Source organism: Haloarcula laminariae, assembly GCF_025457605.1.
Classification (GTDB): Archaea; Halobacteriota; Halobacteria; order Halobacteriales; family Haloarculaceae; genus Haloarcula; species Haloarcula laminariae.
In genome coordinates this window covers 1,734,248-1,756,278 of sequence record NZ_JAMZFY010000001.1, presented here as the reverse complement: position 1 = coordinate 1,756,278, position 22,031 = coordinate 1,734,248, and the positions used below count along the sequence as shown (strand labels likewise).

General features: G+C 68.8%; 19 protein-coding genes. 13 read left to right on the top strand and 6 right to left on the bottom strand.

Annotated elements, in window-relative coordinates; translation table 11 throughout:
• Positions 1-14: 14 nt before the first annotated feature.
• Entirely contained in the window at positions 15-788 is a 774-nt protein-coding gene (locus NJQ98_RS09035) for a fumarylacetoacetate hydrolase family protein (RefSeq protein WP_262177946.1), read from the bottom strand.
• A gap of 164 nt (positions 789-952) precedes the next feature.
• Between NJQ98_RS09035 and NJQ98_RS09030 the strand changes: the two genes are divergently transcribed.
• From NJQ98_RS09030 to NJQ98_RS08995, 8 genes are all read left to right on the top strand, one after another.
• On the top strand, positions 953-1,687 hold the full coding sequence (locus NJQ98_RS09030; RefSeq protein WP_262177945.1) for an NAD(P)-binding domain-containing protein: 735 nt from the start codon (positions 953-955) through the stop codon (positions 1,685-1,687).
• A complete protein-coding gene (locus NJQ98_RS09025) occupies positions 1,684-3,105 on the top strand; it encodes a small ribosomal subunit Rsm22 family protein (RefSeq protein ID WP_262177944.1) in 1,422 nt (473 codons plus the stop codon). Before NJQ98_RS09030 ends, NJQ98_RS09025 begins: the two co-directional genes overlap by 4 nt.
• A 100-nt stretch (positions 3,106-3,205) precedes the next feature.
• Positions 3,206-4,342: an ATP-binding protein gene (locus NJQ98_RS09020; RefSeq protein ID WP_262177943.1), complete on the top strand. Its 1,137-nt coding sequence runs from the start codon at positions 3,206-3,208 to the stop codon at positions 4,340-4,342.
• Positions 4,343-4,441: 99 nt separating this feature from the next.
• Positions 4,442-5,233, top strand: coding sequence for a 5'/3'-nucleotidase SurE (surE, locus tag NJQ98_RS09015; RefSeq protein WP_262177942.1), 792 nt, complete (start codon positions 4,442-4,444; stop codon positions 5,231-5,233).
• A gap of 65 nt (positions 5,234-5,298) precedes the next feature.
• Complete coding sequence (locus NJQ98_RS09010) at positions 5,299-6,348, top strand: lysylphosphatidylglycerol synthase transmembrane domain-containing protein (protein WP_262177941.1); 1,050 nt, start codon at positions 5,299-5,301, stop codon at positions 6,346-6,348.
• Between the two features lie 33 nt (positions 6,349-6,381).
• Positions 6,382-7,308, top strand: a complete 927-nt coding sequence (locus NJQ98_RS09005; protein WP_262177940.1) for a DMT family transporter — start codon at positions 6,382-6,384, stop codon at positions 7,306-7,308.
• A 56-nt stretch (positions 7,309-7,364) separates the two neighbouring features.
• The gene (locus NJQ98_RS09000; protein ID WP_262177939.1) at positions 7,365-8,075 is read left to right on the top strand and encodes a carbonic anhydrase; all 711 of its coding nucleotides are present in this window, start codon (positions 7,365-7,367) and stop codon (positions 8,073-8,075) included.
• A 22-nt stretch (positions 8,076-8,097) separates the two neighbouring features.
• Entirely contained in the window at positions 8,098-8,817 is a 720-nt protein-coding gene (locus NJQ98_RS08995; protein WP_262177938.1) for a DUF7117 family protein, read from the top strand.
• Positions 8,818-8,820: 3 nt separating this feature from the next.
• Here the strand turns inward: NJQ98_RS08995 and NJQ98_RS08990 are convergent, their stop codons facing one another.
• Together NJQ98_RS08990 and NJQ98_RS08985 are read right to left on the bottom strand one after the other, a co-directional pair.
• Positions 8,821-9,195 (bottom strand): DUF5789 family protein, encoded by a 375-nt coding sequence (locus NJQ98_RS08990; RefSeq protein ID WP_262177937.1) that lies wholly within the window; start codon positions 9,193-9,195, stop codon positions 8,821-8,823.
• Between the two features lie 57 nt (positions 9,196-9,252).
• On the bottom strand, positions 9,253-10,146 hold the full coding sequence (locus NJQ98_RS08985) for a bifunctional methylenetetrahydrofolate dehydrogenase/methenyltetrahydrofolate cyclohydrolase (RefSeq protein WP_262177936.1): 894 nt from the start codon (positions 10,144-10,146) through the stop codon (positions 9,253-9,255).
• Between the two features lie 282 nt (positions 10,147-10,428).
• Between NJQ98_RS08985 and NJQ98_RS08980 the strand changes: the two genes are divergently transcribed.
• Entirely contained in the window at positions 10,429-11,883 is a 1,455-nt protein-coding gene (locus NJQ98_RS08980) for a sulfatase family protein (RefSeq protein WP_262177935.1), read from the top strand.
• Positions 11,883-13,310, top strand: coding sequence for a sulfatase family protein (locus NJQ98_RS08975; protein WP_262177934.1), 1,428 nt, complete (start codon positions 11,883-11,885; stop codon positions 13,308-13,310). The genes NJQ98_RS08980 and NJQ98_RS08975 overlap by 1 nt, the downstream gene beginning before the upstream one ends.
• Before the next feature lie 181 nt (positions 13,311-13,491).
• Here NJQ98_RS08975 and glyA read toward each other — a convergent pair whose 3' ends face one another.
• Complete coding sequence (glyA, locus tag NJQ98_RS08970) at positions 13,492-14,739, bottom strand: serine hydroxymethyltransferase (RefSeq protein ID WP_262177933.1); 1,248 nt, start codon at positions 14,737-14,739, stop codon at positions 13,492-13,494.
• Positions 14,740-14,987: 248 nt separating this feature from the next.
• Between glyA and NJQ98_RS08965 the strand changes: the two genes are divergently transcribed.
• The 3 genes from NJQ98_RS08965 (at position 14,988) to NJQ98_RS08955 (ending at position 19,738) form a co-directional block, all read left to right on the top strand.
• Positions 14,988-16,976 (top strand): CHAT domain-containing protein, encoded by a 1,989-nt coding sequence (locus NJQ98_RS08965; protein WP_262177932.1) that lies wholly within the window; start codon positions 14,988-14,990, stop codon positions 16,974-16,976.
• Between the two features lie 208 nt (positions 16,977-17,184).
• Entirely contained in the window at positions 17,185-18,003 is an 819-nt protein-coding gene (tbsP, locus tag NJQ98_RS08960) for a transcriptional regulator TbsP (protein ID WP_262177931.1), read from the top strand.
• A 31-nt stretch (positions 18,004-18,034) separates the two neighbouring features.
• Positions 18,035-19,738, top strand: coding sequence for a YcaO-like family protein (locus NJQ98_RS08955; RefSeq protein ID WP_262177930.1), 1,704 nt, complete (start codon positions 18,035-18,037; stop codon positions 19,736-19,738).
• Positions 19,739-19,764: 26 nt separating this feature from the next.
• Here NJQ98_RS08955 and NJQ98_RS08950 read toward each other — a convergent pair whose 3' ends face one another.
• Positions 19,765-20,913 (bottom strand): DUF63 family protein, encoded by a 1,149-nt coding sequence (locus tag NJQ98_RS08950; RefSeq protein ID WP_262177929.1) that lies wholly within the window; start codon positions 20,911-20,913, stop codon positions 19,765-19,767.
• A 79-nt stretch (positions 20,914-20,992) separates the two neighbouring features.
• Entirely contained in the window at positions 20,993-21,829 is an 837-nt protein-coding gene (locus NJQ98_RS08945) for an inositol monophosphatase family protein (protein WP_262177928.1), read from the bottom strand.
• Between the last annotated feature and the right edge of the window lie 202 nt (positions 21,830-22,031).

The window sequence follows — 22,031 nt, the reverse complement described above, 5'->3', positions numbered from 1 at the left end:
GTCCCGGGCGACGGTTACGGAATCTTGACGCCGTGTTCGAGGGTTCCGATACCTTCGATTTCGACCTCGACGCGGTCGCCGTCCGCGAGCGGGCCGACACCGGACGGCGTGCCGGTGGCGATGACATCGCCCGGTTCGAGGGTCATGTACTCGGTAATCTCGGCGATGGTCTCCTCGACGGAGAACACGAGGTGCTCGCGGGACGAGGACTGTCTCGTCTCGCCGTTGACGCGACACTCTATCGTGGCGTCCTCGGGAACGTGTTCCGGTGTGGCGACCAGCGGGCCGATGGGGCAGGCGTTGTCGAAGGCCTTGCCGCGGACCCAGTTCGTCTCCCGCCTCTGGTCGTCGCGGTTCGAGATGTCGTTGACGCAGGTGTAGCCGGCGACGACGTCCATCGCGCCCGCCTCGGTGACGTTCTTGCACTGCTCCCCGATGACGACGCCCAGCTCCGCCTCGTGGTCGATTCGCTCCTTCCCGGCGGGCATGGTCAGCGTGTTCCCGTGGGAGGCGACGGCGTTGGGGCCTTTGAGAAACAGCAGCGGTCTGTCCGGTACCTCCGAGTCCATCTCGTCGGCGTGGTCGGCGTAGTTGCGTCCCAGACAGACGATTTTCGTCGGTTCACACGGCGGGAGGATATCCACCTCCGCGGGGTCGTAGCTCTCGTCCCCGAAGGCGATACGACCGTAGGGGCCGGCGGCCGCGGTGACCACGGGCTCGCCGTCTTCGATGGCCCAGCGGCCGCCACGGACGTTCCCGCCGGAGTCGCGGAATCGGACGCGTTTCATGTCTCTGGCGACTCGGCGGCGACGGATAAGCGTTTAGGAGGTTCAGGCGCCGGACTGCGGGCAGATTCGACAGCAGTCGAGGGGCAACTCGGCGACTGTATCAACGAGAGGGGGCGCTCGGCCGACCGAACCGCTTTTGAGAGGGCGCGGGCTACGCTCGCCGCATGAACGTCCTCGTCGTCGGCGCCGGGTCGATGGGACAGTGGTTCGCCCGGACGCTCTCCGAGCGGGCCGGAGCGTCCGTCGCCGTCACTGACACCGACAGCGCCACCGCCCGGCAGGCGGCCGACGCCGTCGGCGGCCGGGCTGTCCCGACCGACACCGACGAGCGCTTCGACGTGGTCTCGATTGCCGTGCCGATGCCGGTCGCCCGGGTCGCAATCGAGGAGTACGCGCCGCTCGCGACCGAGGCCGTCGTCGACGTGACCGGGAGTATGACCGACCCCCTCGCCGCGATGGCCGAGACGGTGCCAGACCGACAGCGGGCGAGTCTCCACCCGCTCTTTGCCCCGGCGAACGCCCCGGGGAACGTCGCCGTCGTCACTGCGGCGGGCGGCACCACCGTCGACGCCGTGGTGGACGCGCTGGCCGCCGCCGGCAACGACCCCTTTGAGACGACCTCGGCCGAACACGACGCGGCCATGGAGTCCGTCCAGGCCGCGGCTCACGCCGCCGTCCTCGCCTACGCCATGGCGAGCGAGGACGTACCCGAGCGGTTCCACACGCCGGTCTCGTCCGGGCTCCAGTCGCTCGTCGAGCAAGTGGTTGGCGGCGAGGCGGGCGTCTACGCCGACATCCAGGCGACCTTCGACGGCGCCGACGCCGTCGCCGACGCGGCCCGGGAGCTGGCCGACGCCGACCACGACGACTTCGTCGACCTGTACGACGAGCTATCATGAACCCCGAAACACGAAAGCAGATACGCGAGAACGCCCAGTACCTCCGTTCGGTCCGGCCGCTCGACCCCGAGGAGCTGTACGAGTACGTCGAGGGCCAGCCCCACCCCGCCGTCGTCCGGCAGGTGCTCCGCGAGGAGGCCGTCGACCTCGCCATCGTCGAGCGCGAGGACGGCACCTTCGTCCCCGCGCCGGAGGGGTCGCTGGAGGCCCAAGTTCGGAGCGTCGAGCGGTTCCCGCCGGAACACGAGCGGCGCGTCGAGGAGCTACTCGCCGAGATCTACGGCGACGAGTGGGCAGAAGGCGACAGCGGCGACCGGCTCCGCAAGCGGGTTCGCGACATCAAGGAGCGGTATCTCCGTCGCGAGGCCGTCGACTACGACGCGCTCTCGGCCCACGGCTACGCCGTCTACCACCTCCCCGACTACTACGCCGCCGCGACCCGCGTCCTGAGCGAGCTCGCCGCCGACGGGTTGCTCCCCGCGCAGTTGCGCGTCCTCGACGTGGGTGCGGGCGTGGGCGGCCCCGCGCTGGCGCTCGCCGACCTCGTGGCCGACGCCGGCGGCCTGCTCGACTACCACGCCGTCGAACCGAGCGCGGCCGCCGACGTGCTCGAAACCGTGCTCGAACCGGAAGCCGGGACCCGTTCGGTCACGGTCCACCGCGAGACGGCGGAGGCGTTCGACCTCGACGGCGCCGTCGAATCCGGCGGCCCGTTCGACCTGATTCTGTTTGGCAACGTCCTGAACGAGCTCGACGACCCCGCGGCGGTCCTCGAACGGTATCTCGGCGGGCTGGCCGACGGCGGCACCGTCCTCGCGCTGGAACCGGCGGACAAGAACACGGCCACCGGCCTGCGGGAGATAGAGCGGGCCGTCGCCGACGACGGCCCGGCGACGGTGTACGCGCCCACCGTCCGGCTCTGGCCCCACCAGACCCCCGAAAGCGAGTCGTGGTCCTTCGAGAAGCGACCCGACATCGAGGTCCCGCCGATGCAAAAGCGCCTCGACGACCCGGACGGGGGGACCCGCGAGTTCGTCAACGCCGACGTGCAGTACGCCTACAGCGTCCTCCGCACGGACGACCGACGGGGCATCGACATCACGCCCGACCGCTCGGCCCACGCCCCGATGGCCGACGCCGAGAGCTTCGTCACCGACCGGGTGAACCTGCTCGCTATCAAACTCAGCCACGACCTCTCGGAGGGGGAGTCGAACCCGCTGTATCTGCTGGGCGACGGGAGCCAGGCGGTCGACCACTTCGCCGTCCTCACCGACCCCTCGATGCTGAACGACGACCTCCGAACGGCGGGCTACGGCGACCTCCTCTCGATTCGGAACGCGCTGGTGCTGTGGAACGACGACGAGGAAGCGTACAACGTCGTGGTCGACGGCGAGACGACCGTCGATAGGGCGCGATAGCGGGGCAGACTCTCTGTCGGGAGGAGATGGGATTGACGGGCTGTCGACCCGGCACGAAGCTCCCAGTACACATAAGCCGGTTTAGTACACACATGAGTACGTGAGCTTTTCTGCGCCGACACAGTTTCTGGCTCTCTTCGAGTCAGTTGCCGGCGATATCGGCGACCGGCTCCCGGAGACCCCGGCCGGCGGACCGGCGCTGGCCGGCGGTATCGGTCTCGGTCACGTCCTGGTGGCGGTCTGGAACCTGACGCGCGAAGTCGACACGTTCGGTTTTGAGTTCGGTCCCTTCGTCGCGTTCTCTCTCATCGCCACCCCCGGACTCGTCGTCTGCTTTCTCGCCGTTCGCATGTCCTACAGCGATTTCGACAGCAGGAAGCGATGGCTAATCGGCTGGAGCGCTGTCGGGGGCTCGACCCTCTTCGGCGCGATTATCTACCTCTCGATACTCGTGCGGCTGGCCGAGGGACGGGCGCTATCCGAGCCGATTTTCGTCCTGAGCCTCGCGAGCGGGACGGGGTCGGCCGCCGGCATGGTCATCGGGGAACTGTACGCGAGAGCGTTGCAGTCGGCGGCAGCCGCCGACCGACAGCGTAACCAACTGGAGTTCATGCAGAGCCTCTTCCGCCACGACGTGATGAACAGCATGACGATCATACAGAGCCGCGCCGAGTTCCTCACCGATGAGACCGATGGACAGAACCAGGAGTTCGCGGAGACGATTCTTGAGTACGCGGACAACATCGTCAGCCTCGCCGACCGGGTCAAGGAGATGTCCAACGTCATCACCGGCCAGGGCGAGATATCGCCCTCGCCGACGCCGCTCAAACCGATTGTCGAGCGACAGGTCACGCCGATACGGAAGAGCCACGAGGAGATAGCGTTCGACGTCGACGTCGGCAACGTGACCGTCATGGCGGACCCCTTGCTGGAGGAAGTCGTCGGGAACCTGGTGAAAAACGCCGTCAAGCACGGCTACGACGGGAGCGACGACTTCACCGTCTCCGTCTGGACGACATCGAGCGACGGCCGGACCCGGCTACACATCGCCGACACCGGGACGGGCATTCCAGAGGAGCACAGGGAGGACATCTTCGACCGCGGCACGTCCGAGACCGGCAGCGGGTTCGGCCTGTTCTTCGTCGAGACGATGGTCGACCACTACGGGGGGTCTGTCCGGGTCGAGCCAAACGAACCGAGCGGGACGGTGTTCGTCGTCGAACTCGATACCGCCTGAGCCGTCCCGTGGTCACGGCGACAGTCGCCGTCCCGAATCGCCGGGGCGCGCTATCGTACCAGTCAGTGGCTTTTTCTCCCGCAGGGCCACAGACGGCGTATGGACGAGCCGACCATCCTGCTGACGAACGACGACGGTATCGAGGCCGACGGGCTGCAGGCGGTGTACGACGGGCTCTCGGCGGTCGGCGACGTGGTGACGGTCGCGCCGGCGACGGACCAGAGCGCCGTCGGGCGGAAGCTCTCCCACGAGGTCGACGTGTGGGGCCACGAGATGGGGTTCGTGGTCGACGGGACGCCGGCCGACTGCGTCGTGGCGGGCCTGGAGTCGCTCGCGCCGGAGACGGACCTGGTGGTGGCCGGCTGTAACCGCGGGGCCAACCTCGGGGCGTACACGCTGGGGCGGTCGGGGACGGTGAGCGCCGCCGTCGAGGCCACCTTCTTCGACGTGCCGGCGATAGCCGTCTCGATGTACATCCCCGTCCGCGAGGACACTGACTTCACCGGGATAGACGACGGCGACCTGGGCTACGACGAGGCGGTTCGGGCGACGACGTACCTGGCAGAGCACGCCCTGGAGGCCGGCGTCTTCGACGGGTGTGACTACCTCAACGTCAACGCGCCCGTCGCCGACTGGGGGCCGGCGCCGCTGGTCGTGACCCGCCCCTCCCTGGAGTACGAGATGACGGCGGAGCGCAACGGCGACGCTGTCACGCTCCACGACCGCATCTGGGAGCGGATGGCCGAGGGCGATATCCCGGACCCCGAGGGGACCGACCGCCGGGCCGTCGTCGACGGGGCCGTCAGCGTCTCGCCCCTGACGGCGCCCCACACGACCGAGCACCACGACGCGCTCGACGCGCTGGCCGAGGCGTACGACCCCGAGGCCTGAGGCGGCCGCCGAGCGCCGACAGCGACCCGGGGGATTGATAGCCTTCGATACAGCAGACACACAGGATGGCCACGGTTTCGAAAGAACGCGCCGGCTATGGCCGACTGGTTCTCGGACTCGGGCTCGCAGTCGTCCTCCTGGGGGGCCTGTTCCTCTCGCTCGACGTGGCCGCGGTACTGGGCGCCCTGGCGGCCGCGGACCCGCTCCTCGTCGCCCTGGCGGCCGCGCTCTCGCTGCTGGCCCAGCTGTGCTGGAGCCTGACGACGACGACGATTCTGGAGGGGGTCGACGGGTCGCTCCCGCGCCGCCGCATCCAGCTTGGCTACCTCTCCGGGACCTTCGGTAAGCAGGTGCTCCCGTTCGGCAACGCCGGCGGCTCCGCGATTCTGGCCTACGTCATCGCGGAGGACCTCGACCGGCGGTTCCGCGACGTCTTCGCCGCCGTCACGGCCAGTGAGCTACTGGTGTTTGCGGGCTCGGTCGGGGTCGCGATAGCCGGCCTGACCTCGGTGCTTTTGAGCCCCTACGCGGCGCTCCCGACCACGCTGGTCCTGGCGCTGCTGAGCGTCGTCGTCCTCGGGTTCGTCGGTAGCGGCGCCGTCATCGCCTACCGGATACACCTTCTCGGGACCGCCGTCGAGCGGGTCGCGTGGCTCCTCAGAACCACCGTCGGTCGCGTCTCCGTCCGGGTCCACCGAACGCTCGCACCCGAGCGCGTCCGCGCGGGAACCGACTCCTTCATAGAGGCGTTCGGGACGGCGACGGGGGAGACGCGGCGCCTCGTCGTCGCGACGACGGTCGCCGTGCTGGGGTGGCTCGCCTTCTCGATGGCGCTGTACGTCGGGCTGTTGGCGGTCGAGACGCCGATTCCGCTCGGGCTGGCCCTGTTTCTGACCCCCGCCGCCGGGGTGGTGACACTGATTCCTACCCCGGGCGGACTGGGAAGTACGGAAATCGGGCTGACGGCGGCGATAACGGTGTTCGTCACTTCGCCGCCCGCGGTGGTCGCGGCCGGCGTCATCGTCTTCCGGCTGGTGACCTACTGGCTGGTCGTCGTCGCCGGCGGGCTGGCCTCGCTGTATCTCTCGGCGACCGTCTGGCACGCGCTGGACTGAAACTGTTAAGCGAGCGCCGACGGAGAGGGTGATATGAACGAGCGACGGGACGTCGTCCTCTTCGTGATTCTCGCCGTCGTCTGGGGCACCGCGTTCGTGGCAATCAAGGCCGGGCTCGAAGCGCTGCCGCCGGTGCTGTTCGCCGCGCTCAGGTACGACATCGCGGCCGTGCTGATGCTCGGCTACGCGGCGGTCACCAGCGACTACTGGCTCCCCCGGACCAGGGCGGACTGGCTCACGCTCCTCGTCGAGGGGACGCTCCTCATCGCGCTGTACAACGCCCTCCTCTTCGTCGGCGAGCAAGGGGTGACCAGCGGCGTCGCGGCGATTCTCATCGGCGCGAGCCCCATCCTCTCGACGGGCTTTGCGCGGCTCGTCCTCCCCTCGGAGCGGCTGGCGCCGATTGGACTGGTCGGGCTGGCCGTCGGCTTCCTCGGCGTGGCGCTCGTGGCGCAACCGACCCCGTCAGCCCTGCTCGGCGGGTCGGCGCTCCCCTCGGTCCTCGTTTTCCTCGCCGCGGCCACCGTCGCGCTGGGCAGCGTGCTGGTCCAGCGGCTCGACGGCGGTATCTCCTCGGAGGGGATGGTCGCGTGGTCGACCGCTATCGGCGCCCTCCTCCTCCACGGCATCAGCGCCGGAGTGGTCGGCGAGTCGCTCGCGAGCGCCGACTTCACCCGCCGAAGTCTGTTCGCCATACTGTATCTCTCGGTGTTCGCGAGCGCGCTCGGCTACGTGGTCTACTTCGACCTGCTGGCCCGCGTCGGGGCCATCGAGCTCAACCTCGTCTCGTATGCGGCCCCGGTGGTCGCCGCGCTGGCCGGCTGGCTCGTCCTCGGCGAGCGGCTCGGCTGGCTGGAGGTCGTCGGCTTCTGCTGTATCTTCGCCGGGTTCCTCCTGCTGAAACGCCGGGCCGCGACCGAGAAGCTGAGGCCGCTCGTGGCCCGGTTCCGCGCCGGGTAGCGCTCGGCGGCAGGTCTCGCGAAAGAATATAATCCGTGGCGCGTCTCAGTTATCGCATGCACCAGACCGTCGTCGAAATGCTGGCGCGCAACGCCGAGCACGCGGAGCGGCCCGACGCGCGCTTCGACGACATCCAGAACACCCAGTTTCCGGACGCGGTCACCGTCTGTTGCTCGGACTCCCGCGTCCTGCAGGACGACATGTGGGACAACGACGTTCCGGGGGAGATATTCACCGTCGGCAACATCGGGAACCGGGTGACACAGCCGACGAGCATGGGGCATCTGGTCTCCGGAGACGTGATGTTCCCGCTCTGGAACACCGACACGAAAGTCGCCATCGTCGTCGGCCACACCGGCTGTGGCGCCGTCACGACGGCGTTCCAGTATCTCACAGAGGACGTCATCCAGCCCCGCGGGGTGAAATACTGCCTGGAACAGCTGAAACCCCATCTCAAGGAGGCCCTGGAGGTCCTCCCGCAGGACGAGCTCTCGGACGTGGCCGCCATCAACCACCTCGTCGAGTACAACGTCGACCACCAGGTCCAGCGGCTGGTGGACAGCGACGACGTCCCCGAGGACGTGACCGTCGTCGGGGCGGTGTACGACTTCCAGGACGTGTATTCGGACCAGCGCGGCAAGGTCCACGTCATCAACGTCGGCGGGGAGACCGACGTGGCGACGCTGCACGAGGACAACCCGGAGATAGCCGACCGAATCGCGCGCCTCTGGGAGTACGGTCGGACGCTGACCACGGAAGGAACTTGAGGCCGGCGACCCGAGACGGGGTATGAACATCCGTGGGGACCGCGAGTGCAAGTCCTGTGGGACCCGGTGGTCCTACTACGACACCGGGAGCGTCGAGTGCCCGGAGTGTGGGAGCCTCCGCAGCGTCGGCGTCGACGACCGGACCGAACACACCGACGCGCCGGTCGAGCTCGACCTGACGCCGTTGCGAAACCGGGTCGACGAGACGACGACCGAGGAACTGGCCGCGGAGGTCGCAACGACCTGCCGGGAGTACACCCGAAAGCGCGGGTTCATCGACGCCGGACAGTTGCAACCGCTCGACGAGACCTACGTCGCCGCCGTCGAACTCGGCGCCGTCGCCGCGGCGCTGGCCAGGCGGGCCCGCCCGAGCGATGAAGCGGAGCTGTACTTCCTGGACCTGCTCGGCGGCGCTGACCGGGGCGAACGCCCGGGTCACGAGGCGGTACCCGAGGCGTTTCGCACCGCGTTCGGCCTGGCGATGGCCGACGCCGTCGACAGCTACCAGCGCGACGTTCGGAGCTACCTCGACGACCACTTCGACGACCACGCCCGCCGGCTCTCGGGCCGGCTCCGCGACCACCGCAAGCGCATCGAGGCGCTGGACGGCGACGTGGACCCGGCCGACGCGAACCGGCTCATGCACGCCGCCCGCGACCTCGGCCGGTACGTCGCCGGCGACGAGAACGCCGCCGTCACCGCCGAAAACTGGCTCTCGGGGCTGGAGCGCGACCGGACGTAGCGCCTACTGCTCCGTTCGGTCGTGGTTGGTTGCCTCTCCCTCCTCCAGGTCAGTCGCGGTCTGTTCTGCGGCCTCCTCGGCCGCCTCCGTCTCGACGGGGTGGGAGCCGCCCCGGTCCGAGTAGTTCGCCCGGCCCTCGCTGTCACGTGGCATCTGTGAGAGGAGCATCTGTCGGACGGCGTCCGGGGAGTCGAAGGTGGTCTCGCCCATCGGCTCGAACAGCGCCGCGACGGATATCGGGTCCGTGTTGGTCCGTTCGAGTTCCCGGTCGCCGTATCGGTCGACCAGCTCGTCGGCGGTGATGGGGTACGAGAAGTCGTCGAGAACGGGGTTGATACGCGTGAAATCGACGCCTTCGACGTGGTCAGGTTCGCTCATAGCCGGGATACGAGGAGCGGACTCCCCAGTGTCCCGCCTGCGGCTGCAGGCCCGGTATCAGGGGAGGTCGACGGCCACGTCGTGCTGGAGTCCCGCCGCCTTGACCGTGTTGTACAGCAACATCGCGCGTGTCATCGGTCCGACGCCCCCGGGGACGGGGGTGATGGCGCCGGCTTTCGACTTCGCGCTCTCGAAGTCCACGTCGCCGACCAGTTCGTACCCCTTCTCGGTGTCGGCGTCGACGCGGTTGATGCCAACGTCGATGACCGTCGCGCCGTCTTTGACCATCTCGCCGTCTATCATCTCCGGCACGCCGGCGGCGGCGACGAGGATGTCCGCCTCGCGCGTCTTCGCCGCGAGGTCCTCGGTCCGGGAGTGACACACCGTGGTCGTCGCGTTGCCGCCCGGGGCCTTCTGGATGAGCAGGTTCGCCATCGGCTTGCCGACGATGTCCGAGCGGCCGACCACGACGGCCTCTTTGCCCTCGGTGTCGACGCCGGCGGCGTCGATGAGCTTCTGGATGCCGTGGGGCGTGCAGGGCTTGTAGCGGGCGTCCCCGGCCACGAGGCGGCCGACGTTCTCCGGGTGGAAGCCGTCGACGTCCTTCCGGGGGTCGATGGCCCGCAGCACCTGCCGGTCGGAGACGTGGTCCGGCACCGGCATCTGGACGAGGATACCGTTGACGTTCTCGTCGGCGTTGAGCTCGTCGACAGTGTCGTACAGCTCCTCGGCGTCGGCTTCGGGGTCGATTTCGATGTCCAGCGCCTCGATGCCGACCTCCTCGCAGTCGGACTGTTTCATCGAGACGTACGTCTCGCTGGCGGGGTCGTCGCTCATCAGCACGGTGGCGAGTGTCGGGGTGTGGCCCGCGTCGGCCAGCTGGTCGATGGCCGTCGCGAGGTCGTCCCGTATGGACTGGGCGACGGCGTCGCCGTCGATTATCTCCGTCATACCTCTACGGGGAGTCCCGCGGGCCAAAAGTATCACTATCCCGAATAGACGCGTTAGCGCCTCCCACGGGGAGCCCGTCGCTACCGCTCCCGATGTCCGCCAGTGACCCACCTGCGAGCGGGTGGCAACTATAACAGCCACGAGCGACCGTCCGACCGGCGGCTCGCTCCTCGAACCGTATGCACACGCCGCACCTGCAAGCCGCAGCATCATATAGCGTGGCTGATACAACCCGGATGTGTCGAAATATATGAGTTCGCTGTCACGAACGGGTGGCCGCGTATGACGGGGACACCGCCGGAGAACGCCCCCAACGTCGTCCTGTTCGTCATGGACACGATGCGGGGCGCCGAGACGGTGCCCGCCGACCCCGACCTGACGCCGAACCTCGCCGCCCTCGCCGACGCTGGCACCGAGTACACGAGCGCGTTCGCCACGGCACCGTGGACGCTCCCCTCCCACGTCTCGCTTTTCACCGGGACCTACCCGTCGAAACACGGCGCCCACGCGGACCACACCCGGTTCGACGGGGCGCTTCCGACAATCCCCGAGGCCTTCGCCGACGCCGGCTACGACACGGCCGGCGTCTCGAACAACGTCTGGGTCACCGACGAGTTCGGCCTCACCGCGGGGTTCGACCGGTTCCGCGACGACTCCGAGCGGACCGACGCCTGGAGCGGTGCCGGTGGGTGGGGCCACCGGGCGACCAACGCCGTCCGCCGGAGTCGCCTCGGCGGGCCCACCTTCGAGCGGCTCCGACGGCTGGTGACCGGCGATAGCGACCGCGACGACGGCGCCGCGGCGACGGTCGACTGGATAGCCGAGTGGCTGGACGGGCGCGACTCGGACGCGCCGTTTTTCCTGTTCGCCAACTGCATCGAGCCACACCTGGAGTACCGCCCCCCGCCGGCCTACGCCCGCGCGTTCCTCCCCGAAGGGTGGAGCTACGACCGCGCGATGGCACTGCGACAGGACCCCCGCGAGTTCGACGTGGGGGAGTTCGACTACACCGGCGAGGAGTGGGCGGTCGTCCGGTCGCTCTACCGGGCCGAGATATCGTATCTCGACGCCCAGCTCGGGCGGCTCCGGTCCGCCCTGGAAGCGACCGGCGAGTGGGACGACACGGTCTTCGTCGCCGTGAGCGACCACGGCGAGAACGTCGGCGAACACGGGTTCCTGGGCCATCAGTACAGCCTCTTCGATACGGTGTTGCACGTCCCGCTCGTGGTCCACGGCGGGGCGTTCTCGTCGGGGCCGCGCTCCGACCGACTGGTCCAGACCGCCGACCTGGCGCCGACGCTGCTGGACGCTGCGGGCATCGAGGCCCCCGAGCTACGCGAGGCGTCCCAGGCCCTCTCCTTCCACCCGACCGAGGGTGTCGACCCCCGGTCCCAGGTCATCGCCGAGTACATGCGCCCCCGTCCCCCCATCGACGTGCTGGAGGAGAAGTTCGACCACGTCCCACAGACCATCTACGAGTACCAGCGCAGCCTCCGGGCCGTCCGGACGGACGCCTACAAGTACGTCCGCGGCTCCGACGGCTCCGAGTGGCTGTACGACATCCGCGGTGACCCCGAGGAGGCACACGACATCTCCGCGGCGAACCCCCGTCGGACCGCCGAACTGGCCGCCACGCTCGACGAGTGGCTGGGGAGCTTCGACGAGGCCGACGCCGACGGCAGCGTCCACGTCTCCGACGCCACCGAAGACCGTCTCGCCGACCTCGGCTACCTCTGATGGGCCGACCGAACGTGCTCCTGCTGTTGACCGACCAGGAGCGCCACGACCTCGTCGACCCCGACGGCGTCCCCGTCGAGACCGACGCTATCGACGGGCTGGCCGCCGATGGGGTCCGCTTCACGCACGCCTTCACCCCCATCAGCATCTGCAGCAGCGCACGTGCGTCGCTGCTGACCGGGCTCTACCCCCACAACCACGGGATACTCAACAACGTCCACGAGCCCGACGCCGTCCGGGCGGACCTCCCGGCGGACGTGCCCACGTTCGGGACGGCGTTGCGGGACGCGGGCTACCGGAACGCCTACGTCGGCAAGTGGCACGTCGGCCGGACCGCCACGCCCGAGGACTTCGGCTTCGACTACGTCGGCGGAAGCGACGACCACCACGACGCCCATCTGTCCGCTGGGCTGGACAGCTACCAGCGCGACCACGGCATCGACCCCGACGAAATCGAGCCCCGGGACCCGGTGTACGCCGAGTTCGACGGCTCGCGGGACCTCCTCGGCGGCACCCTGCCGATACCGCCCGAAGCGACCCGCTCGGCGTTCAACGCCGAACTGACCCTCGGACGGCTGGAACAGCTCGCGCACGAGGAGCCCTTCTTCCACCGCGTCGACTTCCAGGGCCCACACCACCCCTATCTCGTCCCGGAGCCGTACGCCTCGATGTACGACCCCGACGCCCTCCCGCCCTGGCCGTCCGACGCCGAGACCTTCGACGGGAAACCGAGAGTGCAGGAGCGGTACCGTCAGTATCGCGGCGTCGAGGGGCTCTCCCGGGACGAGTGGGACCGGTTGCGGGCGCTGTATCTGGGATTCATGCACCACATCGACGACCAGATAGCCCGCGTGCTGGCGAAACTCGACGCGCTGGGCGTCGCCCAGAACACGCTCGTCGTCCACGCGTCGGACCACGGCGACTTCACCGGCGGCCACCGCCAGTGGAACAAGGGGCCCATGATGTACGACGACACCTACCGCATCCCGCTGGTCGTTCGCGGGCCCGGCGTGGCCGGCGACGGCCGGGTCTGTGACGAGCTCGTCTCGCTGATGGACCTGATGCCGACGTTTCTCGACGCGGCCGACGCGTCGGTGCCCGACGACATCGACGCCCGGAGCCTCTGGCCGCTGTTGCGCGGCGAGGACGGTGGTCGCGACGCCGTCTTCGGCGAGTACCACGGCGACGAGATGGGGCTGTACTCCCAGCGGATGGTCCGGACGAAGCGGTACAAGTACGTCTTCAACGCCCCCGACACCGACGAACTGTACGACCTCGACGCCGACCCGCACGAGCTACAGAACCTCGTCGACCACCCGGACTACGGGGACGTGCGTTCGCGGTTGCGCGACCGTCTCGCCGGCTGGATGGACGCGACCGACGACCCCATCGCGGAGTTCACGACGCGCCATCTCGCCGGGGAGTGAGCGCGGTCAGTGGCGGCTTGGTCGGGCCGATTCGGCGGTGAGCCGTCGCTGTGTGGGGAGGTGACGGGTAAAACGACCGCGGCGACGGGCGAGGGCCGGTCCCCCATTGACAGGTCAATGCATCCCCGGTTACCTGAACGGCCTGATTGCCGAAACGCCCGGGCGGCGCGTTTCCGGTCGGCTACTCGTACAGCGGGTACGCGTCGGTGAGTTCCTCGACGCGCTCGGCGACCTCGGCGACGACGTCGTCGTCGTGGGGCGCCTCGACGACCTCGTAGATGAGGTCGGCGACCTCGCGGCAGTCGTCCTCGTCGAAGCCACGCGTCGTCAGTGCGGGCGTGCCGGCGCGGATGCCCGAGGGGTTGAAGGCCGAGCGGGTCTCGCCGGGCACGGTGTTGGCGTTGAGGACGATGCCGGCCTCCTCCAGCGCTTCCTCGACCTCCTTACCCGTGGTGTCGGGATGGGAGGGCCGGAGGTCGATGAGGACGAGGTGGTTGTCGGTGCCGTCCGAGACGAGGTCGAGCCCGTGTTCCTTGAGCCGGTCGCCGAGGGCGACGGCGTTGTCGACTGTCTGTGCGGCGTACTCCTCGAACTCCGGTTCCAGCGCCTCCTTGAAGCCGACGGCCTTGCCGGCGACGTTGTGCATCAGCGGGCCGCCCTGAGAGCCGGGGAAGACGGCGTTGTCGACGTCGTCGGCGTACTCCTCGTCGCACATGATGATGCCGCCACGGCCGGCGCGGATGGTCTTGTGCGTCGAACCGGTGACGAAGTCGGCGACGCCGACGGGCGACTCGTGGACGCCGGCGGCGACGAGCCCGGTGATGTGGGCGATGTCGGCGAGGTGGTAGGCGTCGACGGCGTCGGCCGCCTCCTGAATGCGCCCGAAGTCGACTTCCCGCGGGTACGCCGAGTAGCCCGAGACGATGATGTCGGGTTCGAACTCCTCGGCGTGCTCGCGGAGCCCGTCGTAGTCGACGTAGCCCGTCTCCTCGTCGATTTTGTACTGCTCGACCTCGTACACCTGGCCGGCGAAGTTCGCGGGGTGGCCGTGGGAGAGGTGCCCGCCGTGGGTCAGGTCCAGGGAGAGTATCTTGTCGCCGGGTTCGAGGACGCCGAGATAGACGCCCATGTTGGCCTGCGAGCCCGAGTGGGGCTGGACGTTGACGTGGTCGGCGCCCCACAGCTCCTTTGCGCGGTCGATAGCCAGCTGCTCGATGTCGTCGGCGAAGTCACAGCCGCCGTAATAGCGTTCGCCGGGGTACCCCTCGGCGTACTTGTTGGTGAGTTCGGAGGACTGGGCCTCCATGACTGCCTCGGAGACGTGGTTCTCGCTGGCAATCATCGCCAGCGTGTCGTTCTGTCGTGCCCGCTCGCCCTCTAGGGCGTCTGCGACAGCAGGGTCCGTCTCGCGGACGGTGTCGTAGCTCATGTGAGTGCGTCGGGACGCGCCCGTCAATAATCTACCCTTTGGCCCCGAGCGTGTGAGCGACTGGCAGATTCCGGGCACCGACGGGCGGCGTTCGTGTCAGTATGAAATGCTTACTTGAGCATCATTATGTATATAGTGTATAAGCCCACAGTACCCTGTACATGGTCTCTTGGGGGGTCACAGAGACAGCTACCGAGCGAGGGACTGGCATCGGCCCTGCTCGGCAGCGCGACTCGGGGGTATCAACGGTGCTGGCACAGCTGGACGACCGACGGAAGTGCTCGGGTGAGGCGATACCGCGGGCGACGACCGATTGCGTCCGCGGGCGGACCGCCCGCCTCCGCGTCCCCGGGACCGACCCCACCGTGACGTCGCTGGACTGTGACGCCCAGTACGCGCTGACTAGCGCCTCGGAACTGCCCGAGGGGGCCTTCCTCCTCTCGGTCACCGTCCGGACCGCCGACGGGGCCACCGAGGACGGCCCCTTCGGGACACGGCGAGAGCGCATCCACGTCCGCTTCGACGGGGCCGCCTCGCTGCGCTCCACCGGGGGCGGTACGGTGCTGTCGCTGTGGGACGCACAGCGGGTCGCCGTCGGCATCGGCGAATCGGCGTCCGTCGGGCCGGCCCACATCCAGGTCCCCAGGACGCCCGAGGGGCTCGCGACCGGACTCTCCCATATGAGCGCGGCCCATCACACGCTCGGCCCGTCCCGCTCACATCCGGGACAGCGCGGCCACCCGCCGCTGTTGACGACCGGCGAGACCACGTCTGTCCCGACGGACCTGGCAAACACCAAACCCGAGACGGGCATCGAACTGCTGGTCCCGCCGTGTATCGAGTCGCTGTTCGTCGTCGCGCCGCTCGCGTACTATCTGGGCGCCGACGTGACCGTCGACGACCGGATGCGAGTGGCACTCACCGCCGAGGGCACCGACGTCTACCACGAGTTCAGTTCGTTTCCCGAGGTCCAGGACGAAATCGCGGACACGGTCCAGCGGCTCTTTTACCTGGACTGTCTGGTCCGCCGGATGAACCCCGAATCGGACCCCGAACTACTGGACCGGTGTTCGCTTGACCCGGCGGCTGTGCGGTCGCTCTCGCCGGCCGGTCGGCTGGAACGGTATCTGGCGACGCCCGACGAGGCGGTCGACGCGGCGGTACCGGAGTGGCACCTCTCGACGCACACGCAGCCGTCGTTCGAGCGCGCCCGCTGTCTCCCCTTCCTGCTCGATAGCCTCTCGCTAGTCTATCTCTCCGACGGGGCCGAGCTGGAGCGGTGTGACCTCCTGGAGAAGACGCTTTCGGACTCCTACACCCGCGGGGCGGCCGACCCGACGGCCATGGTCGAACCGACGGGCGGGGTCGGTCGCGTCCACGGCTGGCTGGCGCCCGGTACTCCCATCGACGCGTTCAAGACGACGCCGTCGGCCTATGAGAACCGGTATCGCTACCGGACGAAAGAGACCGAGAAGCTCCAGCTGTCCGTGGTGTTGAACGACATGGAGATGTCGGACGAGCGCCGCGCCGTCTCGGAGATATACCGGGCCGCCGACCTCCCGATGGACGTCACCGTCCGCGACCAGCTGACCACGGACGCCCTCGCGGACGTGTTCGAGTCCGAGAACGACTTCGTCCACTTCATCGGCCACTGCGAGGACGACGGGCTGTGCTGTCCCGACGGGACCCTCGCGACGTCCTCGCTGGCGGAATCGCGCACCCGCACCTTCTTCCTGAACGCCTGTGGCTCCTACCAGCAGGGGCTCGACCTCATCGAGCAGGGGTCGGTGGCCGGCGCGGTCACGTTCGCGGACGTCCTCGACAGCCACGCCGCGATGGTCGGGACCGCCTTCGCCAGGCTGCTCTCCAACGGCTTTAGCATCCAGCGGGCGCTCCAGTTGGCCCGCCGCCGCATCATGATGAGCAAGGACTACGCCGTCGTCGGCGACGGCACCTACGCCCTGTTACCGGGGCCGGCGGACCCGGTGGTGGCGATGGTCAGCGAGACTGACGGGGGCTACGAGCTCGTCTGTGAAGTGATGACGCCACAGGGGGCCGGCGAGAGTTACGACCTCCCCGTCGACGGCGAGCGAGCGCTCAACGGCACGTCGACCGAGCACACCGTCTCCGCGGCGAGGCTCGTCGACATCCTGGAGTCGAACTCGCTGCCGGTCATCTTCGACGGCGACTTCCACTGGTCCGAGGACCTCGCTGCGAGACTGGACCCCGGGTTCTAGCCGGTTACGTACCAGATACGGACGGCGTACACCGTATCGAACTGCCGCGTTGTGCCGTCGTTGTTGTCAGGAATGCGGTCATAATATTGGTAACTAATAGATATATTTGTACTGATTTGATGGTCGATATGACAGTATTGGCGCCGAAATCAATGATAATCGGCCGATGAAATTAAATGTTCTTCGCGATAATAGACCCAATAGCACAATGAGTACTACTCTGCTGCAGGACGATATCGGCTCGATGCTGTCGTCGGTGTTCGAGGAGACAGACACACCGATTTACGTCGTGAACCCGTCACAGGAGACCATCTCGGCGCTGATGACGACGCTGGAGCGCCAGGACGACGGCGTCGAGGTCCGCATGCTCGCCGACGAGCGGACGCTGAAAGACGTGATGGGCGACTTCCTGGTCGCGAGTACGGCGGCCGACCTCGTCGAGGCGGGCAGCCTCTCGATGCGCCTGCTCGAAACGGTCCCGAACCACTCCGTCGCCGTCACGGCAGAGGGCGTCTACGCCCTGGTCACCATCGGCGACGTCGTCGGCGGCCTCGGCACCGACGACGGCGCGTTCGTCGACGACGCCGCGGAGTACTACGAGAACACGTGGGAGAGCGCCGAGGCGTACTCGCTGCGCACGCCCGCTATCTCGCGTGTCCGGACCACGCTGGAGTCCGAAATCGGCCCGGAGACCGCGGCGGACTTCGACAGCGTGCTCGGGTCGCTGTCGACCGCTCGCGGCGACGGCGACGGGCTCGACGAGGTGACCATCAGCCTGCTCGTCGCCGCGCGCAACAACGAGTTGCTCTACGATATCAGCAAGTGGGGCGAGGACGTCGGCCTCGCGAGCAAGGCGACCTTCTCCCGCACGAAGACGAAGCTAGAGGACATGGGCCTCATCGACACGGAGAAGGTCCCCATCGACGTGGGTCGTCCGCGCCTGCGCCTGATGCTCGGCGACGAGCGCCTGGAAGCCGCCGACAGCGACGAGCTGGCGACGGTCGCCCAGAGCCTGCTTGCGGCCTAGGTTTTTCTCCCCCTGTCGTCTCTGTGCGGTCATGACCACTGTCGAAGTCGTCGGGAACGGCCCGGCGGTCGAGTCTCTCGTCGCGGCGCTCGGTGACAGCCCCGCCAGCGTGCGGCGGGCCGACGAACCGCTGGTGACCCCGGCCGACCTCTCGGTCGTCGTCGACCAGGTGACCTCGGAGCTGTTCGGGACCGCAAGCGACCGCGCCCGCGAACTCGGCACGACCTGGGTCGCCGTCGAACTCGGCGGCGTCGGCGGCGTCCCCGTCGCGGACGCGTCCGTCGCCGGCTTCGGCCCGGAGACGGGGTGTTACGACTGTCTCACCGAGCGCGTCCGGGCGAACTTAGACGAGGAACAGGCGCCCGCCGGGGCGCCGGGCAGCGGTACCCAGCGCTTTGCCGGCGCGGTCGCCGGTCGCCGCATCGAGCAGGCCCTCTCGGGGAACGGCCCCCTCGCCGGCACCGTCGTCGAACTGCCCCACACCGAACGGCAGTTCCGCCCGATACCTGGGTGTGACTGCGGCGGCGCCCGGACGTGGACGCTCCGAGGGACCGACCCCGAGTACGACCGGGACGCACTGGCCCGGGCCGAAGGCGGGCTGGACGAGCGGATGGGCATCGTCAGCGAGGTGGGCGAGGCCGAGTCGTTCCCGGCGCCTTACTACCTCGCCACGGTGGGGAACACCGAGCGGTTCAGCGACGCGACCGCGCCACAGCAGGCCGCCGGCGTCGCGACCGACTGGGACACGGCCTTCATGAAGGCGCTCGGCGAGAGCTACGAGCGCTACGCCGCCGGCGTCTATCGGACCGAGACGTTACCCCGCGGGACGCCGGCGTCGGTCGCCGACGCCATCGAGCCCACGGCCTTCGTCCGCCCCGAGGAAGGGCCCGTCGAGGAGGCGCTCCGGTGGCTGCCGGCGACACATCTCGACACCGACGCCGAGGTCGACGTGCCCGCCGAGACGGTGCTGTACCCGCCGCCGTCGCGGACGGTGCGACCGCCGGTGACGACCGGGCTGGGACTCGGCAGCACCGAGACCGGGGCGCTGCTGTCCGGGCTGTACGAGGTAATCGAGCGCGACGCCGCCATGTTGGCGTGGTACTCGACGTACGACCCGCTGGAAATCGCCGTCGAGAGCGGCGAGTTCGACACGCTCCGGCGCCGCGCACAGTCGGAGGGGCTGTCCGTGACGGCGCTGTTGCTCACCCAGGACGTCGACGTGCCCGTCGTGGCCGTTGCCCTCCGTGGCGAGGAGTGGCCGGAGTTCGCGCTGGGGTCGGCGGCCGGGCTGGACCCCGAGGCCACGGCCACCGGGGCGCTCGAAGAGGCCCTCCAGAACTGGCTGGAACTCCGCGGGATGGGGCGAGAGGGCGCGGCCGACGCCACCGGCGCAATCGGCCACTACGCCGGCCGACCGTCCGAGGCCGCCTCGCTGACCGACACCGAGACGGCGGTGCCGCTGACGAGCATCGGCCCGGAGCGCGTCCCGGACGACGAGGCGGCGGAGCTCTCGATGCTCGTCGACCGCGTCACCGAGGCCGGGCTCGACCCCTACGCGACGCGACTCACGACGCGGGACCTCGAAGGACTGGGTTTCGAGGCGGTACGTGTCCTCTGTCCGAGCGCGCAGCCGCTCTTCTTCGACGACGCGTACTTCGGCGAGCGGGCCGAGCGGGTCCCCGACGAGCTGGGATTCGAACCCCGGCTCGACCGGGCGCACCACCCGTTCCCGTAGCGCTTCGAGCGTGGCACCCGAGCCAGTCAGATACCGAACGTGGCCCGCAGCATGTCCCGCGTGCCGGGACCGAGCCCGACGGCGGTGACAGCGATGAGCAGGAGCAGGGCGTAGCGCGGGCTCTCCGCCAGGAACTCGTCGTTGAACAGCCAGACGACGAGGGAAGCGACGGCGAGTTTCACGAAGAGGAACGGCCAGGAGGTGCCGATAGCGGCGGTGAGCCCGGCGGGCTGGAGCGCCTCCGTAGTCGAGATGATGAAGGCGTTGGCGGGGTGTTTCGGGTAGTAGGTGAGCGGGACCGAGAGGGCGTCGAGCCAGTCGGCCAGCAGGACGTTGGCGACGCCGTCGATGGCGTGGCCCCAGATGACCAGCAGGCCGATGTAGCCGGTGCCGCTGTTGACCTCCGGGGCGTAGTGGTCGAACAGCCAGTAGAGTCCGTACGAGAGCACCGACGCGATACCGACCGTCGCGATGAGTACGACGGGGTACAGCGTGGAGTAGTCGGTCGTCAGCGCCCCCATGGTGAGGTAGGCCATCGTCGCCACGACCAGCGTGACGCCGACGCCGGCCGTCGCACGGTAGTAGCTCCCGACGACGCCGCGCCGGTCGAGTTCGAGACAGGCAAGCAGGGCGACCAGCGTCATGGCGAAGACGACACCGTAGATGACGGGGCTGATGATGAGCGAGCTCAGCGGGTACTCGACGAGCGGCGTCACGCCGGCATCGACGGCGCGGTCAGTCCCGTCCTCGACGACGCGCAACGCGCCGCCGAGCAGCATGAACGGGACGAACGCGAAGTAGAGGTTCGGGTCCTCGGCGATGTCCAACCGCTCCAACAGGAGGTAGACGCCGACGAGCATGTACACAAGGATGAGCATGTAACCGATTTCGGAGACGAGGGTGTAGCCGGGTTCGGCGACGACGGCCCCGCTCTGTACGGCGTCCGCACAGCCCGAGTACAGCGGCTCCGGTCCCCCGTCGGTCATCACCGCGCAGCTCGCGGCCTTCGCGTCGGCGTACACCGGGCCCCAGAAGTAGTGCCAGAGAAAGCGGTCCCAGACGCGTGTCGGCATCGCGACCGCCGCCCCGGCGACGGCGACCACGACGGCGACGAATGAGGCGACCCAGAGCCGGGCGACCCCGTACTTCTCGCTGAGCCGCTCGAAGGTGTTCATGGCCATGTGACCGGCGGGCGTCGATTTCAGGCTTCCGGTCGCGCGTGTGGCTCGTCGGACCGTGACAGGTCCCCCGCAGCTACTCCAGCGCGGCGTTCGCGGCGGCGAGTAGTTCATCGTGGGCTTCGCCGTTTGAGGCGACGAGGCCCGGGCTGTCCGCGGTCCAGCGCGCTCCCTCCAGGTCGGTGACCGTCCCGCCGGCCTGCCGGACCAGGTGGACGCCGGCTAGCGTGTCCCACGGGTGGGTCGGCGTCGGACAGACGACCCCTTCGATGGCCCCGTCGGCGACGAACGCGAGCGTCGCCTGAAAGCTCCCGATGCGGCGCATGTCGCCGAACCGCTCGCCGACGGCGGTACAGAGCCGGCCGAACTCCGCGCGGTCATCGAGGTCCCACCAGCCGACGGGAGTCACCACGAACGTCTCGGGGTCGGTCCGCTCGCTCACCGACAGCGTCGTCCCGTCCCGCGTCGCGGTCTCCGGGCCACTCGCGTAGAGGTCCCCCATCGACGGCATGTACGTCGCCGCGCCGACGGTCTCGCCGTCGACCGTCGCGGCGACGCTGGTCGTCCAGATTCGCAGCCCGCGGACGAAGTTCGCCGTCCCGTCGATGGGGTCGACGACCCACGCCGGGCCCGCCTCCGGGACCGACGACACGGCCGTGGGCTCGCTTTCGGCCGTCTCGGGGCCCGAGCGCGCGACCAGTTCCTCCTCACAGAGGAACGGGTCGTCGGGGAACTCCTCCCTGACGGTGGCGACAACCTGCGCCTGGGCGTCCCGGTCGGTCGCCGTGACGACGTCGTTCTTGTTCGCTTTCGTCTCGACGGCGAGGTCCCCGCGGAAGGTCTCGCGTGCGACGGCACCGCCGGCCCTCGCGGCCCGCTCGGCGATTGCGACACGATGTGCTGAATCCGGCATGGGTGGCTCTGGCGGCGCGACGGATTTAGCATCTCGGTCTGGGGCAACCCGGCCGTGGCGCGGGACCGGCAACTGCTACGTGATGGGGTCCCGTTAGAAGTTTTGCGAGGGAAGAGCGCTCCGAGAGCGTCTTCCGCACCGTGCGCGACCGTGTTGGCCACGCGGCGATGCGAGGGAAGGGATTTGAACCCTTGGACCACCG